Annotated in this window: 22 protein-coding genes and 1 pseudogene; 12 read left to right on the forward strand and 11 right to left on the reverse strand. The window is 72.4% G+C overall.

What is annotated here, in order from left to right; translation table 11 throughout:
• From ACX6XY_RS06825 to ACX6XY_RS06835, 3 genes are all read left to right on the forward strand, one after another.
• The coding region (locus ACX6XY_RS06825) for an adenosylhomocysteinase (protein ID WP_460327499.1) at positions 1 to 288 on the forward strand (288 nt) is incomplete at its 5' end.
• Between the two features lie 13 nt (positions 289 to 301).
• A complete protein-coding gene (locus ACX6XY_RS06830) occupies positions 302 to 982 on the forward strand; it encodes a maleylpyruvate isomerase family mycothiol-dependent enzyme (protein WP_460327501.1) in 681 nt (226 codons plus the stop codon).
• Between the two features lie 118 nt (positions 983 to 1100).
• Positions 1101 to 1634: a hypothetical protein gene (locus ACX6XY_RS06835; RefSeq protein ID WP_460327503.1), complete on the forward strand. Its 534-nt coding sequence runs from the start codon at positions 1101 to 1103 to the stop codon at positions 1632 to 1634.
• A gap of 167 nt (positions 1635 to 1801) precedes the next feature.
• Here ACX6XY_RS06835 and ACX6XY_RS06840 read toward each other — a convergent pair whose 3' ends face one another.
• Positions 1802 to 2569, reverse strand: coding sequence for a PIG-L deacetylase family protein (locus ACX6XY_RS06840; protein ID WP_460327505.1), 768 nt, complete (start codon positions 2567 to 2569; stop codon positions 1802 to 1804).
• A gap of 168 nt (positions 2570 to 2737) precedes the next feature.
• Here ACX6XY_RS06840 and asnB point away from each other — a divergent pair, with 168 nt between their 5' ends.
• From asnB to ACX6XY_RS06870, 6 genes are all read left to right on the forward strand, one after another.
• The gene (gene asnB, locus ACX6XY_RS06845; RefSeq protein WP_460327507.1) at positions 2738 to 4609 is read left to right on the forward strand and encodes an asparagine synthase (glutamine-hydrolyzing); all 1872 of its coding nucleotides are present in this window, start codon (positions 2738 to 2740) and stop codon (positions 4607 to 4609) included.
• Between the two features lie 10 nt (positions 4610 to 4619).
• Positions 4620 to 5663, forward strand: a complete 1044-nt coding sequence (locus ACX6XY_RS06850) for a PrpF domain-containing protein (protein ID WP_460327509.1) — start codon at positions 4620 to 4622, stop codon at positions 5661 to 5663.
• Between the two features lie 142 nt (positions 5664 to 5805).
• Entirely contained in the window at positions 5806 to 6570 is a 765-nt protein-coding gene (locus ACX6XY_RS06855) for an SDR family oxidoreductase (RefSeq protein ID WP_460327511.1), read from the forward strand.
• 94 nt (positions 6571 to 6664) lie between these two features.
• Complete coding sequence (locus ACX6XY_RS06860; protein ID WP_460327513.1) at positions 6665 to 8230, forward strand: class I tRNA ligase family protein; 1566 nt, start codon at positions 6665 to 6667, stop codon at positions 8228 to 8230.
• Between the two features lie 126 nt (positions 8231 to 8356).
• Positions 8357 to 9709, forward strand: a complete 1353-nt coding sequence (gene mshA / locus ACX6XY_RS06865) for a D-inositol-3-phosphate glycosyltransferase (RefSeq protein ID WP_460327516.1) — start codon at positions 8357 to 8359, stop codon at positions 9707 to 9709.
• Positions 9710 to 9901: 192 nt separating this feature from the next.
• The gene (locus tag ACX6XY_RS06870; RefSeq protein WP_460327518.1) at positions 9902 to 10102 is read left to right on the forward strand and encodes a hypothetical protein; all 201 of its coding nucleotides are present in this window, start codon (positions 9902 to 9904) and stop codon (positions 10100 to 10102) included.
• A gap of 72 nt (positions 10103 to 10174) precedes the next feature.
• Here ACX6XY_RS06870 and ACX6XY_RS06875 read toward each other — a convergent pair whose 3' ends face one another.
• From ACX6XY_RS06875 to ACX6XY_RS06910, 8 genes and pseudogenes are all read right to left on the reverse strand, one after another.
• Positions 10175 to 10612 (reverse strand): Fur family transcriptional regulator, encoded by a 438-nt coding sequence (locus ACX6XY_RS06875; RefSeq protein WP_460327520.1) that lies wholly within the window; start codon positions 10610 to 10612, stop codon positions 10175 to 10177.
• Between the two features lie 129 nt (positions 10613 to 10741).
• Entirely contained in the window at positions 10742 to 11800 is a 1059-nt protein-coding gene (locus ACX6XY_RS06880) for a helix-turn-helix transcriptional regulator (RefSeq protein WP_460327522.1), read from the reverse strand.
• A gap of 113 nt (positions 11801 to 11913) precedes the next feature.
• Entirely contained in the window at positions 11914 to 12843 is a 930-nt protein-coding gene (locus tag ACX6XY_RS06885) for a class I SAM-dependent methyltransferase (protein ID WP_460327524.1), read from the reverse strand.
• Between the two features lie 209 nt (positions 12844 to 13052).
• Positions 13053 to 13538: a GNAT family N-acetyltransferase gene (locus tag ACX6XY_RS06890; protein WP_460327526.1), complete on the reverse strand. Its 486-nt coding sequence runs from the start codon at positions 13536 to 13538 to the stop codon at positions 13053 to 13055.
• Between the two features lie 138 nt (positions 13539 to 13676).
• A complete protein-coding gene (locus ACX6XY_RS06895; protein ID WP_460327529.1) occupies positions 13677 to 14606 on the reverse strand; it encodes a M56 family metallopeptidase in 930 nt (309 codons plus the stop codon).
• Positions 14607 to 14701: 95 nt separating this feature from the next.
• Positions 14702 to 15064 (reverse strand): annotated as a pseudogene (locus ACX6XY_RS06900) (BlaI/MecI/CopY family transcriptional regulator); the annotation flags it as partial.
• A gap of 141 nt (positions 15065 to 15205) precedes the next feature.
• Positions 15206 to 15487 carry a metal-sensitive transcriptional regulator gene (locus ACX6XY_RS06905; protein ID WP_460327531.1) on the reverse strand — a complete coding sequence of 94 codons (282 nt, stop codon included), beginning with the start codon at positions 15485 to 15487 and terminating at the stop codon, positions 15206 to 15208.
• Positions 15488 to 15527: 40 nt separating this feature from the next.
• A complete protein-coding gene (locus ACX6XY_RS06910; RefSeq protein ID WP_460327533.1) occupies positions 15528 to 17861 on the reverse strand; it encodes a heavy metal translocating P-type ATPase in 2334 nt (777 codons plus the stop codon).
• Between the two features lie 210 nt (positions 17862 to 18071).
• Between ACX6XY_RS06910 and ACX6XY_RS06915 the strand changes: the two genes are divergently transcribed.
• Positions 18072 to 19106 carry a hypothetical protein gene (locus ACX6XY_RS06915; protein ID WP_460327725.1) on the forward strand — a complete coding sequence of 345 codons (1035 nt, stop codon included), beginning with the start codon at positions 18072 to 18074 and terminating at the stop codon, positions 19104 to 19106.
• A 138-nt stretch (positions 19107 to 19244) separates the two neighbouring features.
• Positions 19245 to 19937 (forward strand): copper homeostasis protein CutC, encoded by a 693-nt coding sequence (locus ACX6XY_RS06920; protein ID WP_460327536.1) that lies wholly within the window; start codon positions 19245 to 19247, stop codon positions 19935 to 19937.
• Positions 19938 to 19971: 34 nt separating this feature from the next.
• Here ACX6XY_RS06920 and ACX6XY_RS06925 read toward each other — a convergent pair whose 3' ends face one another.
• Together ACX6XY_RS06925 and ACX6XY_RS06930 are read right to left on the reverse strand one after the other, a co-directional pair.
• Positions 19972 to 20520 (reverse strand): hypothetical protein, encoded by a 549-nt coding sequence (locus ACX6XY_RS06925; protein ID WP_460327538.1) that lies wholly within the window; start codon positions 20518 to 20520, stop codon positions 19972 to 19974.
• 49 nt (positions 20521 to 20569) lie between these two features.
• The gene (locus tag ACX6XY_RS06930) at positions 20570 to 21859 is read right to left on the reverse strand and encodes a hypothetical protein (protein ID WP_460327541.1); all 1290 of its coding nucleotides are present in this window, start codon (positions 21857 to 21859) and stop codon (positions 20570 to 20572) included.
• Between the two features lie 115 nt (positions 21860 to 21974).
• Here ACX6XY_RS06930 and ACX6XY_RS06935 point away from each other — a divergent pair, with 115 nt between their 5' ends.
• Positions 21975 to 22538: a TetR/AcrR family transcriptional regulator gene (locus ACX6XY_RS06935; protein ID WP_460327543.1), complete on the forward strand. Its 564-nt coding sequence runs from the start codon at positions 21975 to 21977 to the stop codon at positions 22536 to 22538.
• Positions 22539 to 22590 lie beyond the last annotated feature (52 nt).

The raw sequence follows: 22590 nt of genomic DNA on the forward strand, positions 1-22590 counted from the left end.
GTGCTCTCCGAGGGCCGTCTGCTGAACCTGGGCAACGCCACCGGCCACCCGTCCTTCGTGATGTCCAACTCCTTCGCGGACCAGACGCTGGCCCAGATCGAGCTGTTCACCAAGCCGGAGTCCTACCCGACCGACGTGTACGTCCTGCCCAAGCACCTGGACGAGAAGGTAGCCCGCCTCCACCTCGACGCCCTCGGCGTCAAGCTCACCGAACTGCGCCCGGAGCAGGCGGACTACATCGGTGTGAAGGTCGAGGGCCCCTACAAGCCCGACCACTACCGCTACTAGCGAAGGCGCCCAAGTGACCACCGCGACCGCCACCGGCTCACGCCCCCGCGACCCGAACCTCCCGGCCCGTCTCCTCACCACCGAACGCGACGCCCTCATCGCCTTGCTCCGCGCCACCCCCGACGACCGGTTCGCGCTCCGCACGGCCTGCCCCGGCTGGACCGTACGCGAGGTGCTGGCGCACTGCGGGGCCGCGCTCGTCCGCATCGTGGAGGGGCGGCTTGAGGAGGGGGTGTTCTCCCCGGAGTCGAACGCGGCGGACGTCGCCGAGCGCGCCGACTGGCCGCTAGCCAGGATCGTCGACGAGCTGGAGTACGGCCTGACCGAGGCCGGGCCGGTCATCGCCGGGCATGAGGACGGGCGGCTCGACGCGGTCGCGCTGGGGGAGTGGGTGCACGCCGGGGACGTACGCGAGGCGTTCGGCGCGCCGGGCGCGTACGCGGGCGACAGCACACGGCACGCCCTGCCCCTCCTCGCGGAGGCGAGCCGCAGCCGCGAAACCCCGCGGTTGTACGCGTACGTCCCGGACCACCCCGAGCCGTTGGTCCTGGGCAACGAGACACCGAGCCGCGCCCCGGCCGCCTACCACGGCGACGTCCCCACCCTGATCCGCCTGTACGCGGGCCGCCCTCTGGTGGGCACCCGCTACACCCTCACGGCCGCGACGGAATCGGACCTGCTCATCTACCGCTGACGCGGTACCGCCGTGCCGCATACGGCGACCGGTCTCCGCCACACCCGTGACGGAGACCGGTTGCGAGGGCCGGTGCGAGCTGGTCTTCGCACAGGATGTTCGACCATACTCCGGTGGCGTGGAGCAGCAGAAGAAGAACATCGCGCCCCTGCCCGTCGCGGCCGACCCCGTGCACATTCCGGGCCTGACGGTACCGGTCGCCGCCAAGCAGCCGGAGGACCCGGAGCAGTCGGGGGAGCCCGAGCAGGTGGTGGAACCGGCGGAGGCGGACGTTGATACGGGGGGTGCCGAGGCCGAAGCCGAAGCGGCTGCCGAACCCGAACCCGAAGCCGAAGCCGAAGCGGACGGTGAGGGTGCGGAGGGCGCGGAGGGCGGCGGGCCGTCGTTTTCCGTGTCCGATCGGCGGGGCTCGATCACCGCTGATCGCGCGGGCGTCCGGTACACGCTGGACGACCAGGAGGCCGAGTTCGGCTGGGACGAGATCCTGGCCGTCGAGACCAGCCACTCCCGGTTCGGGCGTCGTTTCACCGTCACGGTGCACACCGAGGGCAGCCGGTGGTACCCCGGTGAGGTGGTCGCGCCCGACAAGGCGGCGCTCGGGGCCTGGGACGAGGAGCTTGACGCCGTGCTGGACGCGTACTTCGAGGAGTAGGCCGCGGCGCGGAGCTGGCCCAGCGGATGCTCGCCGACGCGGGCTTCACGGGCATCCAGGTGCACGACGTCCCGGACGATCCGATGGACAGATGGACAGATGGACAGATGGACAGATGGACAGTCTGTACGTGGCCCGTAAGCCGGGCTGACCGCCGCTGACCACCGTCACTCGGTTCGTACGATCTGGAACGCCTCGGCCAGGCGGCCCTGCGGGAGGCCGCCCGCCCTGGCGTGCTCGCCGAGCCAGTCCCGCAGCAGCGCGGCGAGGTCGTCGAAGTGCGCGGTCTGCGAGGTGTGGATGCGCAGTGCTTCGACCTTGCGGTCGAAGACCGGGGTGACGTCGACGTACTGGTTCGGGGTCGGGCCCGTCATCAGCCAGAGCTCCGGGACGATCCAGGGGGCCAGGCCCTCGTCGCGCAGGAGTCCGGGGTGCGCGAAGGGGTTGCGGGCCTCGGGGTAGACCGCGCGGAGCGCGGCGTCGCCGACGGCGCGGTGGTCGGGGTGCAGGTCGGCCACCCGCTGCCAGTTGATCTCGGGGCTGGGGATGATCGCGCGCTGCGGGCGGGCCTCCCGGATCACCCGGCACAGGTCGCGGCGCAGCCGCACGCTGGGCTCGACGAAGCTGTCCGGGTAGCCGAGGAAGCGCACGTCGTGTACGCCGCTGAGCTTGGCCGAGTGGACCTGTTCGGCCCGGCGCAGGTCCGCCATGGCCTGGCGGGGGAGCCGGTCGTCATAGCCGCCCGCGCCGCCGTCCGTGACGATGCAGTACGTCACGCGGGTGCCCTGGGCGATCCACTGCATGACCGTTCCGCTGACGCAGAACTCGATGTCGTCCGGGTGTGCGGCCACCACCAGCAGGCTCTCCGGGGCGGTGCGGTCGGGCGGGTCGGGGGGATCGAGTGGGTCGAGTGGGTCGGTCCTGAAGTCGGCCATGAGGCAAGCCTGTTGACCTGCGGTGGGGCGCGGCAAGGCGTTCCCGGTGGCGCATTCACGACATGACACTTACGCGCCAGCCAAAAAATTGGTAGCTTCAAATTATTGGGCTCGTCAAGGGTGATGTGTGTGGGGCGGGCGCGGACGAGACTTTGGAGGTGACCGGCGATGTGCAGGATCTTCGGCTCCTTCGCCGTGACGGCCAGCGGACCCGAACTGGCCGCGGTGTCGGCCCGGCAGCGGCACGGCGGACCCGACGAGCGAGGCGTGCTCCGCGGCGCGGGGTGGTCGCTGGGCTGTGACCGGCTGGCCGTCACCGACCCCGTGGGCGGTGGCCAGCCGTACCAGCTGGCCACGGCCCCCGGCGTGCTCGCCGTGCTCAATGGCGAGATCTACAACCACCGCGAGCTGCGTCGCCGGTTGACGGCGCGCGGGCACCGCTTCCCCGACCGGTGTGACGGCGGGCTGCTGCCCGCGCTCTACGTTGAGTACGGGCCCGCGTTCGCCGAGCAGCTGGACGGGATGTTCGCGATCGCGGTGCTCGATCTGCGGGCGGCTCAAGGAGTCGCGTCCCGGCTGGTGCTCGCCGTCGACGACATGGGGATGAAGCCCGTCCACGTGCACCGCGGGGCGGACGGCGCGGTGCGCTTCGCCTCCGAACTCCCCGCGCTGCTCGCCTTCGACGGGGTGCCCGCCGACGCGCGCGACGACAGCCTGGACACCGTGCTCGCCACCAAGACGCCGTTCGGGACGGAGACCGCGCTGCGGGGCATCCATGTACTGCCGCCCGGCGCCACGGCGGTGGCCGACGGCGCGAACGGGCTGCGGGTGGTCAGGCGTACGCCGCGTACGCCCGGCCCCGGTCCCGGCCCCACTTTCGGTCCTGGCCCCGGCCGCCAGGACGCCGCGGCCGCCGCGGACCCGGCCGGCTTGGCCGCCCCGGCCGCCCTGACCACCCTGCGCCGCGAGGTGCGCAGGCTCGCCGGGGCCGACGTACCGCTGTGCGCCGTCACCAGCGGCGGCCTGGACTCCGCCCTGGTCACCGCGCTCGCCGCCGAGGCGCTACGGGACGACGTCGCGCCCCCGCTGCACACCTTCCACCTCGGCTACCGTGGCCGCTGGCCGGGCGCCGAGGACGGCTACGCGCGTGCCGTCGCCCGCAAGGCGGGTACGGTGCACCACCAAGTGGCCGTCGATCCCGATGAGTTGGTCTCGCTGCTCACCCGTACGGTCCGCCACCTCGGGCAGCCCAACGCCGACCCCATCGCGCTCAGCACGTTCGCGCTGTTCCGCGCCGTCCGCGAGGCGGGCTTCACCGTGGCCCTCACCGGCGACGGCGCGGACGAGCTGTTCGGCGGCTACGACCGCATCCGCGCCGCGCTCGCCGCGCCCGACGGGACCGACTGGGCCGCCGCCTACACCGACGCGCTCGGCGCCGCGCCCCGGCTGCTGCGTGAGCGCCTCTACACCGCCGACTACCGGACGTACATCAGGGAGCACGGCTCAGCGGCGGACCGGGTGCTGACCGAACTGCGCGCCGCGCGCACCGACCGGATCGGCGCCCTCACCGCGTTCGAGACCCGCTGGCGGCTGCCCGCGTACCACCTGCGCCGGGTGGACCACCTCAGCATGGCCTGGGCCGTCGAGGCGCGGCTGCCGTTCTGCCAGCCGTCGGTCGCCGCGCTCGCCCGCGCCCTGCCCGCCGCCGAACGCCACGGCAAGCGCGCGCTGTACGCCGCCGGACGCGGCCTGGTGCCGCGTGTCGTCCTGAACCGGCCCAAGCAGCCGTTCACGCTGCCTCTGTCCGCCATGCTCGCGCCCGGCGGCCCGCTGGCCGACACCGTGCGCGAACTGCTCTCACCGGCCCGGCTGCTGCGCTCGGGGAAGCTGCGCCCCGGCCGCGTACAGGCCGTGCTGGAACGGCAGTTCGCCCGGCCCAGCGAGCGGGACGCGCTCGCGCTGTGGGGGCTGGCCGTCCACGAGCTGTGGACGGAGGTCGTGCAGGGGATGCGGGTTCCGGCCGGATACGCGGCGGCGTGAGCGCCGGCCCGTGATCGTCGACGTCGTACGGGCCGAGGGCGCGCCGGGGCCGACCCTCGCCATCGACCGGGACCGGCTGCCCGGCGGCGCGCTCGCGCTACGGGACGAACTCACCGCCGTACGAGGGTGGTCGCTGCGTACCGGACGCGGCCACATCCGCAAGATCGGGCTCTACGGGGTGTCCGACGACCCCGCGTACGACCTGGACTACCGCTTCGTGCAGGCGCTGCCCAGCGGTTCCGATGGGTTCGACTTCCGTACCGGGTGCGGGCATTCGCTGCTCGCGTGCGTCGTGGCGGCGGGGCTGCCGGGGGCCGTCCGGGTGCGCGCGGTGACCACGAGGGACACGGTGGAGTGCGTACCGGAACCGGCGACTGGGCGCGGTGGCGCGTACACCGTGCGGCTCGTGCGGCCGACTCCGCTGCCCGCGCTGCTGCCCACCGGGCGGCCGCTCGACCTGCTGTGCGGGCTGCCCGTGTCGGTGGTCGACTTCGGCAATCCGTACGTCTTCGTGGGCGCGGACGCCCTGGGGCTGCGCACGCGGCGCGCGCTCCGCGAGGCCGGGCCCGGCGTACTGCGGCGGCTGCGCGAACTGCGGGCCGCCGCCGCGCGGTCGCTCGGCCGTCCGCCGCACAGCGCGCTGCCCAAGGTCGCCGTGGTCGGCGGGTACGCGCCCGGCCAGCTCGCGGTCCGCGCGGTCACCGTCTCCGGCTGGCACCCGAGCCTCGCGCTGACCGGCGCGCTCTGCCTGACCGCCGCGCGGGCCGTGCCCGGCACTCTGCCGCACCTGCTCGCGCCGACCGATGGCGGCGAGGGCGACACCTCGCGGATCCACACCCCAGGCGGCGTCGTCACCACCTCCGCCGACGTACGGGATGTGCGGAATCTACGGGATGTGCGGGGCGTGCAGGGCGTACAGGGCGTACGGGACGGCAGCGCGCACGCCCCGGCCGGTCGCGGCCCCGTACTGCACTCCGCCGCCGTGCACCACAAGCGCGCCCACGTCATCGAACGTGCCGCCGAGTTGCCCTGGCGTATCCACGTCACGGCGTGAACGCGCAGCCGCACGAGGAGGTTTCGCGGGGCGGACTTCTGCCACCCTGGTGAAAGGCCGGACAATTCCCAGACCTCTCCAGGGAATTCGACCGCTTTCGGCTGCTTCCGTATCCCGACCCCGACTGGGGGACAGAACCCGTATGAAGTTCGAGAATCTGCGTGTCGTGGTGACCGGAGCCTCCCGCTATTTCGGACGTGCGCTCGCCATCGGATTCGCCCACCTGGGGGCCGAGGTGTATGTGTCCGCGCGTACCGTCGAAGCGGCCGAGCGGACCCGCGCCGAGGTCATGGGAGCGGCCCGCGCACGCATCCACGCCTTCGGCTGCGACCTCAGCCGACCGGCCGAGATCCGCGATTTCGCCCGCCGCGTCGGCGAGCGCACCGACCGCGTTGACCTGCTGGTCAACAACGGTGCGCGGTGGCTGGACAGCATGGACCTGGAAGAGGCGTCGGACGACCGGATCGTGGAGACCATCGAGTCGACCGCCGGGGGCACCGTGCTGATGGTCAAGCACTTCCTGCCGCTCCTGCGGGCGTCCAGAAGGCCCGACATCGTGAACATGGTCGCGGTGTGCGGCGGCGCCGGCGGCCAGGGTGGCGAATCCGCCGCGCACGAGGCTTTTTACGCGGCCAAAGGCGCGCAGGCGGGATTCGCCGACATTCTCTCGCGCAGGCTCGGGCCGTCCGGAATCCGGGTGTTCTCGCTCTACCCGCCCGACTACTCCACTTCCGATCCGCGCTCCGCGGAATGGGAGGGCATCGGACAGCGCGGGGGCGACGGGCAGGGCGGCGGACCGGACCCGGACGAGAAACTCACCACCCAGGCGCTCTTCGAATGCATCGTGTACGCGGTCCAACAGCCCCGCGACTGCTTCATCCGCTCCTTCCACTTTGAACCCCGATAGCCCACCGCGCCAAGCGGCCCAGCAGGCCAAGCGGCCCAGCAGGCCAAGCGGCCCACCACGCTCAGCAGCCCACCACGTCAAGGAGGTCCGTTCCGTGAGCACCCCTCTCTGGATCACCGCGACCCCGCCCGCCACCCACGGAGAACTGCACATCGGCCACCTGGCGGGCCCCTATGTCGCCGCCGATGTGCTGGCCCGCTTCCTGCGCGCCGACGGCCAGGCCGTCCTGTTCACCACCGGGACCGCCGACCACGCCGAGTCCGTCGAGCTGCGGGCGCTGCGCGCGGGCCGCAAGCCGGAGGAGGTCGCGGAGGGCTTCCGTACCGCGATCACCGCCGACTGGCTGCGCTCCGGCGTCGAGTTCGACCGCATCGTCCACCCGCGCCGCGACCGCGGCTATGAGCGCTGGGTCCAGCGTCTGTTCAGCGAACTGCACGCGGACGGCGTGATCGCGCCGCGCACCCGGCTGCTGCCGTACTGCGAGACCTGCGACCGCTGGCTGTACGGGGCCCATGTCACCGGCGGCTGCCCGCACTGCGGCGAGCCGGGACACGGCGGCATGTGCCGCGCCTGCGCCCGCCCGAACGACTGCGGCGACCTGCTCGACCCCGGCTGCGCCCGGTGCGGGCAGCCCGCGCGCCCGCGCCGCTGCCGCAGGCTGTACGTACCCCTGGAGCCCTACCGTGAGGCGCTCGCCGAGTACTGGGCGGGCACCGAACTCCCGCCGCGCCTGGCCGTGTTGTGCGAGAGCCTGATCGAGGACGGGCTGCCGGACGTCGCCGTCGGCCATCCGGGCGACTGGGGCGTCCCGGTCCCCGTCGACGGCTTCCCCGAACACCGCGTGGACGGCTGCTTCGAGGCGGCCGCGATGCATCTGTTCGGCTATGGCTTCGACCGGGTGCCGCTGCCCGAACGCACCCTGCACTTCTGCGGCTTCGGGCACGCCTTCTGCCATGCCGTCCTGCTGCCGGTCCTGCTGCTCGCCCAGGGCGTGAAGCTGCCCCAGAGCTTCAACGTCAACGAGACGTACCACGCCGACGCGATGGGCACGAGCGGCACTTGGGCGCTCGACCTGCTCACCGAGTTCGGCTCCGACACGCTGCGCCGCCATGTGCTGGAGGCCCGCCCGGCCGGGCGCAGCACCGCCTTCGACCGTGCGCAGCTCGGACGTACCCGGCAGGTGCTCGACAACTCCTGGAACGACTGGCTGGCCCGGCTGTTCGCCGCCTTACGGGAGCAGAGCGGCGGCGTGGTGCCGGACGCGGCCCCGGACGGCGCGGGCTGGGAGGTCCAGCTGCGGCGGCTCGCGCGTACGGTCGACGATCTGCGCGACGCGTACGGGCCCGAGGCGTTCGCGCCACGCCGCGCGGTGGCGCTGCTCGACGAGATCGTCCGCACCACGGACGACTTCGGGCACGTCAACACCCATGAGCGGCGCAGGCCGAGCAGCGCGGAGAGCCATCTGCGGCCGCTGGTAGCCCAGTTGGCGGTGGCGCGGGCGCTGGCCGCGTGGGCGCGGCCGGTGATGCCCGAGGGTGCGGACCGGCTGGCCGCCGCGCTGTCGGCCCCGCCCGGCGGTCCGGTCGACCTGGCGGCCCTGGCCGCACCCCCGCCGGGCACCCGCCTCGCACCGCCGTCGGGCCCGGTCTTCGGCTTCTGACCCGCGCGGTATCAACGAGCGCGGTACCAACGAGCGCAGTACCAACGAGCGCAGTACTCAACCGCCGCGTGGCCGTGCGTCGGCAGCCGCGGCGCGGGGCACGTGGCCCTACCCAAGGAGCACCACGTGTCCCTGCGCATCGCCATGCTCAGCGTCCACACCTCGCCGCTCCACCAGCCCGGCACCGGGGACGCGGGCGGCATGAACGTCTACATGGTCGAGCTGGCCCGCGCCCTGGCCGAACAGGGCGCGCGGATCGACCTGTTCACCCGCTGCCGGGGCGAGGGCCAGCCCCCTCAGGTGCCGATCGCCCCCGGTGTGCGGGTGCGGCACCTGCGGGCCGGGCCGCGCCGTCCGCTGCCCAAGGAGGCCATGCCCGGACTGGTCCTGGAGTGCGGGCTCGCGCTGCTGCGGTCCCAGGCCGCCGCGACCCGCCCGTACGATCTGGTGCACTCGCACTACTGGCTGTCGGGTCAGGCGGGCGGCCTCGCGGCCGAGCACTGGGGGGTTCCCCTCGTGCACACCATGCACACCCTCGCCAAGGTCAAGAACGCCTCGCTCGCCGAAGGCGACACCCCGGAGCCCGAGGCGCGCATCCGGGGCGAGCGCGAGGTCGTCCGCAGCGCCGACCGGCTGATCGCCAACACCGCCGACGAGGCACGGGCGTTGCGCGGCCTGTACGGCGCTGACGCGCCCCGTACCGAGGTCGTCAGCCCTGGTGTGGCCACCGGTACGTTCCATCCGGGCGACGGGCGGGCCGCCGCGCGGGCCAGACTCGGGCTGCCCGCCGACGCCCTGGTGCCGCTGTTCGCGGGCCGTATCCAGCCGCTGAAGGGGCCCGATGTGCTGGTCGGCGCGGTGGCCGAGCTGCTGCGGCTGGCCCCCGGACTGCGCGCCAGGCTGCTGGTGCCGGTGGTCGGTGGGCTCAGCGGTACGGGCGCCAGGGCGTCCGGCGGCCTGCGGGAGCTGGCCGCCCGGCTCGGGGTCGCCGATGTGCTGCGCTGGGAACGGGCCGTACCTCAGCAGGAGTTGGCGGACTGGTACCGGGCGGCGGATGTGCTGGTGGTCCCCTCGCGCAGCGAGTCCTTCGGCCTGGTGGCGCTGGAGGCGCAGGCGTGCGGCACGCCCGTGCTCGCGTCGGCCGTGGGCGGGCTGCCCGCCGCGGTCTGGGACGGGGTGACGGGGCGGCTCGTACGCGGGCACGCCCCGGTGGCGTACGCACGCCAGCTGCTGTGGTTCGCGGAGCACCCGGAGCTGGCCGCGCCGATGGGCGCGGCGGCGGTGCGCCATGCGCGGGCGCTGGGCTGGGACACCGCGGCCGAGCGGACCCTGGGGGTGTACGAACGTGCCCTGGCCGCCCGGCGGTTGCGTATGCGAGAGGGTGAGGCAGGGGCGGCGGCACGCCCCTGCCCCGGCGGCCGCCCCCTCCTGGAGGAACGGGAGAGCCGCGTTCCCAATCTAGCACCTTTTTTGGTGTAACCAAAAGACTGTAAGTGTCCAGGAAATCGGGCCAGTTCGCGGCTCCTTGTCGTACCCACGCCATGGCGAGTGAACGACTGGAGAAACCATGGATTCTGACTTTAGCGCGGGACATCATAGAGATGTCTTCACCAAGGGCCCGGCGGCACGGGCCAGGTGGGACGGAATTCCCGTTCACTTCCTGGAGGAATCATGCTCGAGACTTCTCGCCCCGTGGTTTTCCGCACTGTTCTCCGTCAGTTCGCCGTCGCTTTGGTGCTGTGCACCGCGGTCGCGGGCGGCGCGGCGCTCTCCGAGGCCGGTGACGTGCGGCAGGTGGCGGCCGACCCCGACAGCGAGTGGCAGCGCCTGACCGGCGCCGTCGCGGGGACGGACGACAGCGAGTGGCAGTAAGTCACCGGCACGTCGGGCCTTGTGGCCAGCGCCTCGCGCGCGGCCGCAAGGCCCTTCGCCGTTCGTTCCGCGTCAGCTCTGGCGGCAGTCGGGGCACAGGCCCTTGAAGATGACTTCCGCGTCATCCGTGCGCCAGCCGTTCAGGGCCTTTTCCGGGGGTGCGGGCGATTCCATTTCCACATTGTCCACGCGCCCGCAGTTCACGCACAGAGCGTGCTGGTGCGCGGGGCCCGAGATTTCAAATACGGCGGGCCACCCCGGCCGCTCGAACCGGTTAGCCAGGCCGGTTTCCAGGAAATGCCGCAGCATTTCATAGACCGCCTGACTGGTGAGCGTGCCCAGGCGTTCGCGGGCCACCGCGGTCAGTGTCTCGACGTCCAGGTGCCCGCCCGCGGTGAGCACCTGGAGCACTTCGAGGCGCGGACCCGTCACCCGCAGCCCGACATCGCGAAGCCGCTGGATCGCCGCCTCGCGCCCGGCCTGTCCGTCCGCCAATGCCTCGCGTGCCATCTCTCCGCCATCTGGTGAGGCCAAAACTTTGCAGGCATCGTACCTCTTGGCCGTTCAGCGGAGGCGGTGACAGTCGACTCAGGGGCAGTCGACTCGGGTTCAGTCGAGCTGGGTTCAGTCGAGCCGGGGTCAGTCGAGCCAGCCGAGCCTGGTGGCGCGTACGCCCGCCTCGAAGCGACTGGACGCGCCCAGCTCCTGCATCAGCTCCGAGAGCATGCGGCTGACCGTGCGCAGGGAGACCCCCAGACTGCGGGCGATCTTCTCGTCCTTCATGCCGGAAGCGAGCATGCGCAGCGCCGCCCGCTGCTGCTCGGAGAGCCCGTCCCCGCCGTGCTCGGCGGGCAGCTGGTCGCCGAAGGGGACGGCCGCGTGCCAGCACTGCTCGTACAGCGCCAGATAGGAGCGCACCAGCGCGGGGCCCTTGGCGAGCACCGCGCCCGCGCCGCTGTCTTCGGGGTCGACCGGGAGCAGGGCGAACTGGTGGTCGGCGATGACCATGTTCATGGGAACCACCGGGGACAGCCGCAGATCGACGCCGACTTCGACCTTCCGGCGGAAGTACTCCGCCATCTCCGGCAGGGCCGCGAAACGCTGGTTGTAGATGGCGCGCACCCGCACCCCGTGCTCCACCTGCCGCCGGTCGCGGCTGAGGACGCGTTCGGGGATGTCGCGGGAGACCGCCGCGGGGTGCATCGAGGCCTGGCCGCTCTGCACGGTGTCCGCGATGTCCTCCAGGACCTGCTGGATGCGCCGGTAGTCCGTGATCACCTCGATCTCCACCTTGGCGGCCTGGGCGAGGGTCTCGGCGCGCAGGAACTGCCCGGCCAGGGTCTCCAGGTCGCTGTACGCGCGGTCGGCCTGGCGCAGATGGTCGCGCAGCCTGGTGCGCTCCTGCTCCAGGAGGCGGAGCAGCGCGATCTCCGGGGAGATGACGGTGACCGCGTCGGACTCCGTCTCTAAGGTGCCGCCCGCGTTCAGTCCCAGCTGGTTGTCGTGGGCGTGCCCGGTCGGCACGATCAGGCCGAGCTCGATGAGTTCGAGGCGGCAGCGGGCGTGGTCCGCGGGCTCCAGATCCATGTCGGAGGCGACCTGCTCGAAGCTGGACGCCCCTCGCGCCCGCAGCTCCCGGTATACGGCGAGCGCCAGTTCCGTGCCTTCGGCCCCCAGTCTGCCCCCGTTTTTGACCACCGCGAAGTGACCCCCCTCGTGATTCTCCGAGTCGCCCCTGTCACACCATGTCACAAGCTTCAACAGTCTTCGGCGCTCTCGAACATCGATGTGACGCGCGTCACTGCGCGTTCTCACCGCACCGTACGGCAGACCAGCAGAACGGCGCGGGTGCGGTGGTCGAGCCGCTGCTGCCGCAGGTCGGCGACGTGCAGCCCCGCCGCGCGCAGTTCCCGCGCCAAGTGGTCAGGGTTCACTATCCACTTGACGGTGCTCGTGACCGATCTGCGTACCCGCGTCTTGTCCGAGTGTTCACGGTAGTACGTGATCCGCTCGCTCATCGCGGCCGGGTCGAAGACCTGCCGGGCGACCACCCACTCGGCGACCCCGTCGAACCGGGGCACCTGGAACGGCCAGGAACGGCACGGGTCTTCGGCCAGACCGGCCGTCTCGTGCGCGGTGTAGTCGAGAGCGAGCGCGCCGCCGCTGCCGAGGTGGGAGGCGATCTCCCGGAGCATGCGGGGGCGGGCTCCGGGGTGCACGCCGGAGATCATCGCTCCGGCGAGCAGGGCGAGTTGGTACTCGCGGTCCAGGCGCAGTGCGGCGAGATCGGCGTGCGTGGTGGTGACGCGTCCGCGTACCCGCGGACCGATCCGGTCGGCCCAGGCGCGCAGTCGGCGCAGGCTGTCCGCGTCGCGGTCGACGGCCTCGACGGTGAACCCGTGCCGGGCGAAGGGCACGGCGAGCCGCCCGTATCCGGCCCCGAGGTCGAGCACCGGGCCGCCGGTGGAGCGGGCAAGGCGCAGGAAGTCCACGATGTCGCCGCTGTACGGGCCGAGCAGCGAGTCATGCAGCCAGAGTTCGTCCTGTGGATGCGGCGCCACCGACTCCAGGCCGGGCAGCTGTACGGCCGCGGGGTGCGCACCAGGGTGCGCACCGGGATGCGTGCCGGGATGCGTGCCGGGCTGCGTGCCGGTGAGGGGGCCGCGCGGGGTGCGGGCGGGCCGGGACGGCGGGACCGGGTCGAGTGCGGGCGTCACCGGTGCGCCGGTCTGTATGTACATCCGCTCCTCCAGGTGGCTCGACCGGTCCCTGCCGTCCGACGGGAACCCCGTGCCGCCGGGGTGCGCCGTCGATCACCATCGTGGCCCGGAGGAGAAGTGCCGGGCCAGCCGAACCGGCTGCGCGTCCACGCCAACGCGTAGACACGCCAACCGCGTTGCCGTCGCTGGAGGGCGACCGGTGTTGCTGCCGCCGGAGGCGGACCGCGCTGCTACCGCTGGGGGAGCGTGCGGGTCAGCCGCTGGCCGTCCCCGGTGAAGCCGTGCGCCCGGTAGAACGGCAGCGCCGGATCGGCGGCCGCGGGCAGGCTGACCGACTGGCGCGTGGCGCCGTGGTCCGTCATCCGCTCGGTGACCGAGGCCAGCAGGGTGCTGGCGACCTTTTCGCGGCGGCGGTCAGCTGCCGTGCACAAGGTGTACAACTCGCCTTCCCGTGGCGTGGGTACGCCTCCGGCCGCCGCGCCGATAACGCGTTCCTGCGCATCGGTGGCGACAAGCCAGCCGAGCCATCCGGGAGCGCCGCCGGGAATTCCGATTTCCGCGGTGATGCGGGTCAGCGAGCAATTGGTACTGACCAGCCGCAGAGTGTCCGCCTCTCCGAGCAACTCCAGGTAGCTGCTGCGGATCGCCGCGCCGAGCAGCCGGGATATCGCGGGAGCCTGGGCCGGAACCGCCGGGCGCACCTCCAGTAGGCGCATATGTTCAGAACCTCCCCCTGGGGCAGGCAGGTCAGCCGCCCCAATGGCCCCACAGTACCGGGGAATTCGTGGGTTCGGGCCCGGAGAGCAATCTACGAATTCACTTAGTAAATCAGTAGTGCGGCGGGCGTCGCCGGTTTATCCGGGAATGGCGCAGCAGGCCATCAGGAGCGGTGCCGACGCGCCCAGCGCGGCGACCGCGGCGAACAGTCCGCGCAGGACGGGACGGCCGTTGCGGTGCGGGGTCAGAATGCGGCGCATCCGCATCGCCGCCGACGGCCCGCCCGCGGCGAAGGCGGCGCGCGGGGCCTGCCCGGACGCCATGGCGTACAGCGCGGTCGCCAGCGCGTCACGCGAACAGCGGCGCAGCGCGCGGTCGTCGGCGGCCATCTCCAGGAGCAGCGGCACCTGGGTCCGCACCCGGCCGGTCAGCGGCAGCCAGCGGAAGACGGAGCTATACGCCTCGGCCGCCGCCACGAGGAGGTGGTGGCGGCCGGAGATGTGCGCCCACTCATGCGCGAGCACCGCGCTGAGCTGCGGCCTGGTCAGCAGGTTCAACGCGCCGGAGCTGACCACGACCTGGGGGGTCCGCCCCGGCAGGCAGTACACTGCGGGCGTGGGGTGCTCAAGGAGGGTCGCGTCAAGCCCCGGCGCGCGGCTCCCGGCCAGGCGCAGCAGCTCCGCGTGCCGCCGTCGGCGTCCTCTGGCCCGCATCAGCGCGCGCGCCCAGGCGACGCCGGGGAGCAGCACCACGGCCGAACCGGCCGCCACGGCGGCGAGTTCGGCGGCGCTGAGGCGCAGCAGCTCCCGTGCGCTCGGCCAGGGGGTGTCCGTCCACGGCAGGCAGGCGCTGACCAGGTCGGTCAGCCAGTGGTCGCTGTCGTGCGGCATCAGAGCCTGGGTGAGCGTCGCCGCCGTCGAGAGGGTGAGCAGCACGGCCAGCACACACCAGACGGCCACCGCGAACCGCGGGGCCTGCGAGGTCCAGCGGGCGCGGCTGAGCAGGAAGGGGATCAGCGCCCACGCGGCCACCGCGAAGCCGAGCGGCGGCAGGATGTGATGATTCACCGCGCCGTCCCGGTCTCATGCGCCGTCCCGGTCTCATGCGCCGTCCCGCCCTCACGCGCCTGCCCGGTCTGGCGCGCCTGCCCGGTCTGGCGCGGGTCCCCTTCGCGGTCCACGGCTCGCAGGGCCGCGTCCAGGGCCTGTACGTCGTCCCGCGACATGTGTTCCACGAACCGCAGCAGCGCCGCCGGCCGGTCCTCCGTCGCGCCGAGCGCGTCCCGCATCAGGCCCGCGGTGTAGTCCTCGCGGCTGCGCTCGGGCTCGTAGATCCAGGCCCGCCCGGACTTCTCGCGGCGCAGCCAGCCCTTGCGGTGCAGGATGTCCGCCACCGTCATGACGGTGGTGTAGGCGACGGGGCGTAGGTGATTGATGTCGTCGACGATCTCGCGGACCGTGGCCGGACGCCCCCAACGCCACAGCCGGTCCATGATCTCAGCCTCCAACTCGCCCAGTGGCCGCACGGTTTCCCCCTCCTGTGGCCGCCCCCGCTACGGGATGCGCCACATCGTACGGGGCACCGCCCCCGTACACCCGGTGTCGGTGTACGGGGGCGATGCCCCGAGCTGGCTGTTCTGGCTGTTCTGGCCGCTGGGCGTGGCCGGTCATGTCCTGATCAGCCGGGAGATGGCCTTGGACGCCTCGCCGATCTTGGCTCTCGCCTGGTCGTCGCCCTGCCGGATGGCCTCGCTGACACAGCAGTTGAGGTGCTCGTCGAGCAGGGAGACCGAGCAGGCCTGGAGCGCGGCGTTGATCGCGGAGATCTGGGTCAGTACGTCGATGCAGTAGGTGTCCCGCTCGACCATCCGCTGGACCCCGCGCACCTGGCCCTCGATCCTCCGCAACCGCCTGACGACGTCGTCCTTGTGCTTCTGATACCCGGCCATGACCGTCCCCCTCTCCCGCTGCCCGTCCCTCTCGCGGTGCTCACTCGCCCGCCGCCTGGAAGCCGCGCAGCCGCAGGCTGTTGCCGACCACGAAGACCGAGGAGAAGGCCATCGCCGCGCCCGCGATCATCGGGTTCAGCAGCCCCATCGCGGCCAGCGGCAGAGCGCCGACGTTGTACGCGAAGGCCCAGAACAGGTTGGTCTTGATGGTGCCGAGGGTCTTGCGGGAGAGCCGGATGGCGTCCGCCGCGGCCCGCAGGTCACCCCGTACGAGGGTGAGGTCGCCCGCCTCGATCGCGGCGTCCGTGCCGGTGCCCATGGCCAGGCCCAGGTCGGCCTGGGCGAGCGCGGCCGCGTCGTTGACGCCGTCGCCGACCATGGCGACCGAACGCCCCTCGTCCTGAAGCCGCTTGACCACGTCGACCTTGTCCTGCGGCAGCACCTCCGCGATCACCTCGGCGATCCCGACCTCGGCCGCGACCGACTCGGCGACCGCCTTGTTGTCGCCGGTCAGCAGGATCGGCGTCAGGCCGAGCCCGCGCAGCCGCCTGATCGCCTCGGGGCTGGTCTCCTTGATGGCGTCGGCCACTTCGAGCACCGCCCGCGCCTCGCCGTCCCAGGCCACCGCGATGGCCGTACGGCCCGCCGCCTCGGCGTCGGCCTTGGCGCGCTCCAGCCCGGCCGGCAGGCGGATCTCCCACTCGGCCAGCAGCTTGGCGCGGCCGACCAGCACCGCGTGACCGTCGACGACGCCCTGGACGCCGAGTCCGGGGATGTTCGCGAAGTCCTCGGGGGCGGGCAGTTCGCCGACCTCAGCGGCCGCGCCCGCGGCCACGGCCTGCGCGATCGGGTGCTCGGACGCGTGCTCCAGCGCGCCCGCGAGCCGCAGTACCTCGGCCTCGTCGGTGGAGTCGGCGGTGTGCGCGGCGAGCAGCGTCATCTTGCCGGTGGTGACGGTGCCGGTCTTGTCCAGCACGATGGTGTCGACCTTGCGGGTGGTCTCCAGCACCTCGGGGCCCTTGATCAGGATGCCGAGCTGAGCGCCGCGCCCGGTGCCGACCATCAGCGCGGTCGGTGTGGCGAGCCCCAGGGCGCAGGGGCAGGCGATGATCAGTACGGCGACGGCGGCGGTGAACGCGGCGGCCAGGCCCGAGCCGTTGCCCAGCCAGAACCCGAGGCTGCCGAGCGACAGCGCGATCACGATCGGCACGAACACCGCGGAGATCTTGTCGGCGAGCCGCTGGGCGGCCGCCTTGCCGTTCTGCGCGTCCTCCACCAGCTTGGCCATCCGGGCCAGTTGGGTGTCGGCGCCGACGCGGGTGGCCTCGACGACGAGCCGTCCGCCCGCGTTCAGCGTCGCCCCGGTGACCGCGTCACCGGCGCCGACCTCCACCGGCACGGACTCGCCGGTGAGCATGGAGGCGTCGACCGCCGAGGTGCCGTCGACGACCACGCCGTCGGTGGCGATCTTCTCGCCGGGGCGTACCAGGAACCGGTCGCCGACCTGCAACTGTGAGGTGGGAATGGTCTCTTCGCGTCCGCCGTCCCGCAGGACGGTCACGTCCTTGGCGCCCAGTTGCAGCAGCGCCTTGAGCGCCGCGCCCGCCTTTCGCTTCGACCGGTGCTCGAAGTAGCGGCCCGCGAGGATGAAGGCGGTGACCCCGGCCGCGGCCTCCAGATAGATGTTGGCGCTGCCGTCGCTGCGGGCGATGGTGAACTCGAAGGGGTGGGTCATGCCCGGCGTACCGGCCGTACCGAAGAACAGCGCCCACAGCGACCACAGGAACGCCGCCCAGGTGCCGACCGAGATCAGCGTGTCCATCGTCGCCGCGCCATGCTTGGCGTTCGTCCAGGCGGCCTTGTGGAACGGCCAGCCCGCGTAGATGATCACCGGCGCGGTCATGGTCAGCGACAGCCACTGCCAGTACTCGAACTGCCAGGCCGGGACCATCGCCATCGCGATGACCGGCACGGCGAGCACCACGGCGGTGGTCAGCCGCTGCCGCAGCGGCCGCAGCGCGGCGTCCTCCTGCTCCGCCTGCTCCGCTTCGGACAGCCCGCCGGACCCGGCTCTGGACCCGGCCCCGGCGCCGGCCCCGGCACCGGACCCGCCGTCCCCGCCCGGTACCGAGGTGCCGGCGGCCGGGGCGGGCTCCCGCGCCGTGTAGCCGGTCGCCTCGACCGTGGAGATCAGCTCGTCGACGGCGATGTCCTCGCGGAAGGTGACCTTGGCCTTCTCGGTGGCGTAGTTGACGGTGGCCTCGACCCCGTCCATGCGGTTGAGCTTCTTCTCGATCCGGGCGGCGCACGAGGCGCAGGTCATGCCGCCGATGGCGAGTTCGACTTCTGCGGCGCCGGGTGTGGTGGTGGTCATGTCTGCTGCCTCCTGGGCGCGTGGGGAAGGCCCGTCCTCCTAATACCCTGAGGGGGTATCTGTCTTCCGGTCTCCATGTATACCCCCCACCCGTATTTAGCGCAAGAGAAGTCTCCACTTGACTTCATACCCCTAGGGGGTATGTTGGCAGTGTCGGCCGCCCAGAGGAGCAGCGGCCGCTCGCGAGGGAGGCACACCATGAAGACGGGCATGAACACGGGACTGCGCATCACGGTCTTCGCCGCCGCGCTCGCCGCGACCTTCGGCACGGCGTACGGCGTGGGCTCGGGCGTCGACCCCGTAGTGGCGACGGACGAGCGCGGCCAGCGGCACGGGGGCGGCGGTCACGGCGACGGCGAGGGCGCGAAGGCGAAGGCGAAGGAGCCGGGTCCGGAGCCGGAGGGGGCGGGCGGGCACGGCGGGCACGAGACCGCCGCCGCCCCGCCCGGCGGACTCCAGATCTCCGACGGCGGCTACACCCTGGACCTGAGGTCCGACCGCCTCGCGGCCGGGAAGAAGGCCGAGCTCAGCCTGGTCATCGAGGACGGCGGCGGCCGCGCGGTCACCGCCTTCAAGCGCGAGCACGGCAAGGAGCTGCACTTGATCGTCGCCTCGCGCGACCTCACCGTGTACCGCCACCTGCACCCCGTACGCGCGGACGACGGCACCTGGTCGGTCCCGGTGCGGCTGCCCGAGGCGGGCGGCTACCGCGTCTTCGCCGACTTCACCCCCGACGCGAAGGGTGCGAGCGGCCTCACCCTCGGCGCGGACCTGGCCGTCTCCGGCCTGTACGAGCCCGAGCGGCTCCCCGCGCACAACACCACGGCGAAGACCGATGGCTACGAGGTCACGCTGAACGGCGACCTGCGCCCCGGCAAGGCGAGTGAGCTCAAGCTGAACGTCAGCAAGGACGGCGACCCCGTCAACGACCTCCAGCCCTACCTCGGCGCGTACGGCCACCTGGTGGCCCTGCGCTCCGGCGACCTGGCCTATCTGCACGTTCATCCGAACGGCGCACCCGGCGACGGCGAGACGAAGCCCGGCCCGGAGGTCTCGTTCACGGCGACCGCCCCCAGTGCGGGCGCCTACCGCCTCTTCCTGGACTTCCGGCACGAGGGCGAGGTCCGCACGGCGGCCTTCACGGTGCACGCGAAGGGCGCGGCGGGCGCGGCGGGTGAGGCGGGTGAGGCGCCCGCGCCCGCCGCCGACGGCGACGGCGACGAGTCCGAGGCCCACGCGCACTGACGGTCACGCACTGACGGTCACACACTGATGATCACGCCCCGACGATGACCTCTGGCCGGGTAGGCTGGTTTATTGGACTAGACCTATTGGGTAGTGCTGCGGCGCCACCCCATCCGACCAGCCAGAAGGAACCCACCCATGAGCAAGCGTGCAGTCCTGGAGGTGATCGCCCTCAACGCCGAGGACGCCGTCGCCGCCCAGGCCGGAGGCGCGGACCGCCTTGAGCTGGTCACGGACATGGCCGCGGACGGGCTCACCCCGCCGCTCGCCGCCTTCGCCGAGATCCGCGCCGCCGTCGACATCCCGCTGCGGGTGATGCTGCGCGCCTCGGACGGCTTCGCCGCGGGGGATGTGGACGCGCTGGCACGGGACGCGCGCGCCCTGCGCGAGGCGGGCGCCGAGGAGTTCGTCCTCGGCTTCCTCGACGAGACGGGCGCGGCCGACGTCGCCGCGATCGAGCGACTGCTGCCCGCGCTGGACGGCGCCCGCTGGACCTTCCACCGCGCCATCGACCGCGCCGCCGACCGCGACGCCCTCCGCAAGCAGCTCGCGGACCTCCCAGGCCTCGACACCTACCTCACCGCGGGCGCGGCGACCGGCGTCGAAGACGGCCTCCCGACACTCCTCACCGAGGCCGCCCGCACCGCCGAGCCGGGCTACGCCCAGCAGATCCTGGTCGGCGGCGGCCTCACCCTCCACCACGTCCCGCGCCTGCGCGCGTCAGGCATCGACGCGTTCCACATCGGCGGCGCGGCCCGCCCGAACGGCTGGTCCGCACCGGTGGCGACGACAGCGGTCGCACAGTGGCGCGCGGCGCTGGACACGCCCTAGGTCCGCGCGGCGTTGCCGCTCGGGCGAGGTGGCGCTACTTCCAGGTGGCGATCGGATCACTCTTGCCGGAGTCGGCCCACTCGACCTGGGTCGGGCCCGCGCTGTCGCCCGCGTCGGTGAGGTAGATGGTGCAGGCTTCGTAACTCTCGCCCTTCGGTGCTTTGTTGAACTCCTCGTAGCTGTGCTCGTCGGTGCACTTGTCGAATTTGGGCGCCTTCGAGTACGTGAGCTTTCCGTCCGCGCCGACGCTGGGGGACGGGAAACTGGGCATGATGTTCAGCTGTGTGAGCCGTCCTCCGTCGCCTACGGCGTCGAGGTCGGGGCTCTTGACCTCGCCCCGCGTGGTCTTGGCGACGCGGTAGTGGACGTAGTACGGCGTCCGGTCGGCGTACTTGTCGGCGTCCTTCAGCATCGCCAGGTCCGCGGTGCTGCCCTGCTCCACGCGCAGCACGGTCACGTCGAGGTCGTTGGCGCTGGCCTGCTCGCCGTACGAGAGTTCCTGCCCGGAGGAGCAGGCGGTGAGGGCGACGGCGGCGGCAATGGCGAGGGCGGGCGGGGCGGCGAGCTTCGGTCGGAGCTTCAAGGGTCCCCCTGGGGGCGGTGTGGTGTGGTTTGGCCCGGTCTGGTTCGAGTCAGGTTGATGCTGGTCTCTTCGGTTCGTTGCGGTCTGCGGCGATGTCCTGCCAGACGAACGCCACCAGGCCCAGGAGCGCACCGGCGTGCAGCAGCCACCAGCCGCCCTCGAAGGAGACGGTGAGGCTGGCGGCCGATCCGGCGGGCAGGCCCATGACCACCGGCTCCCACCAGACGTCGTCGGCGAGGAGCCGCAACGGAAGGGCCAGGGCGCAGAGGAAGCCGAGGATCCGGGCGAGTGTGCGGGGCCGTTGCGGCAGGGCGGCCAGATACAGCGGGGCCGCCTGCGCCAGGAGCGGGGCGAGCAGCCAGGGCCAGGACAGGACGCCGGGGGGCGTCGACAGGCCGGGGAACTCGTCCAGGCCGAGGGCCCGGTAGGCCGACTCGTTGCCGTGGTAGGGCTGGCCGTCGCCGGTGTCGACGTCGAACTGATAAGCCATGAGCGGCATGGCGCAGACGAACAGTGCCAGCACGGCAGCGCACGTGAGCACGATCCCGATCATGGCGCCCCACCGCACCTCGTGCGTGGGACGTGGTGGCGGTGGTGGGTACACCGGATGCGCGTACGCCGGGTGGGGTGTTGGCGGTGGTGCGTACGCCGGGTGGGGTGTTGGCGGTGGCGCGTACGCCGGGTGGGGTGTTGGCCGTGGCGCGTACGCCGGGTGGGGTGTTGGCCGTGGTGTGTACGCCGGGTGGGGCGTCGACGGTGGTGGTGCGTACGCCGGGTGCGGCGGGGGTGTGAGCGGGGGCCGGGTCGGGGTCGCGCGCTCGTCGTCCGGTCCGGTGACGACGATCTCGATGTGCGGCGGGGCGTGTTTACGGGCCTTGGCGGCCATCTTGTCGAGGTCGAACTTCCGTCGCTCGACGGCCACATGGAGCGGTGCGGGCATCGCCGGGCCGGGCGCCGGGAGGTCCGCGTCGGCCGGGACGGTCGCGCCGGGCCGCAGATCGGCGCCGAGCAGGACGTGTTCGCCGTACGGGGGCATCGCGACGACGAGCCGCGTGACGTCGGTCCACGGCAGGAGCGCACGGCCCACCCGCACGCCGTCGGCGTCGAACTGGAACAGGACGCGCCGCGCGTCGAACCACAAGGAGACGAACGGGATCGCCAGCACGATCACCTTGCCGCCCCTCAGCTCCAGCGCCCACCCGAGGACGAGGGCCAGCGCCACGATGCCGGTGATCACCCCGCACAAGGCGGCCAGGTCCCGCGGGGAGAACGGCCGGGTCACTCGGTAACGGGCCCAGCGCGTGCGGCGTGCGGCACCCTGGGCCGTCGGCTGCGGCATCCCTTCCCCCCTTCGAGATGACCGACCGGCTGGTCATTCACTGACCGGCCGGTCGGTCAATAAAATAGGGTCAGCGGTGAGCGGGCCGCAAGCGCACGGGAGGAGCGGACAGCTGATGAGCGATCAGCCGAAGAACCTGAGACAGGAGTCCGCGGAGCGCACCCGTGCCGGGCTCATCTACAGCGGGCTCTGGCTGGCCGAGCGGCGCGGGCTGGCCGGACTCAGCGTCAATGCCCTGGTGGCGGAACTCGGCGTGTCCAAGGGGACGTTCTTCCATCATTTCGCCACCCGGACGGAGTATCTGCTGGCGCTGCACCGCGAGTTCCATGAGCGGCTGGAGGCCGAGATCAACGCGGTGATGGCCGGGCGGACGCCAGGGGCCGAGAGGCTGCTGGTCGGCTCGTACGCCTATCTCGACGCCTGTCTGCGCGAGCACGGAGTGAAGGCACTGCTGCTGGAGGCGCGCGCCGAGCCCCAGGTCGCCGACGAAGTGCAGGCGCGCAACGCGCGGATGGCCGCCCTGGCGGAACCGGACTTCCGGGCGCTGGGCTGGCAGCACCCGGCGGACTGCGCCCGGCTGTGGGTCGGCATGGTCGCCGAAGCGGCCCTGCTCGAACTGCGGACGGGTGAGCGGCGTCCGGCGGTGCGGGTCTCTTTGGGGCAGTTCATCGGGCGGTGACTGGTGGCTGGTGACTGGTGACTGGCGGGCGGTGAGCGGCGGTGGTGAGCGG

The sequence above is a fragment of the Streptomyces sp. O3 genome (assembly GCF_054788135.1).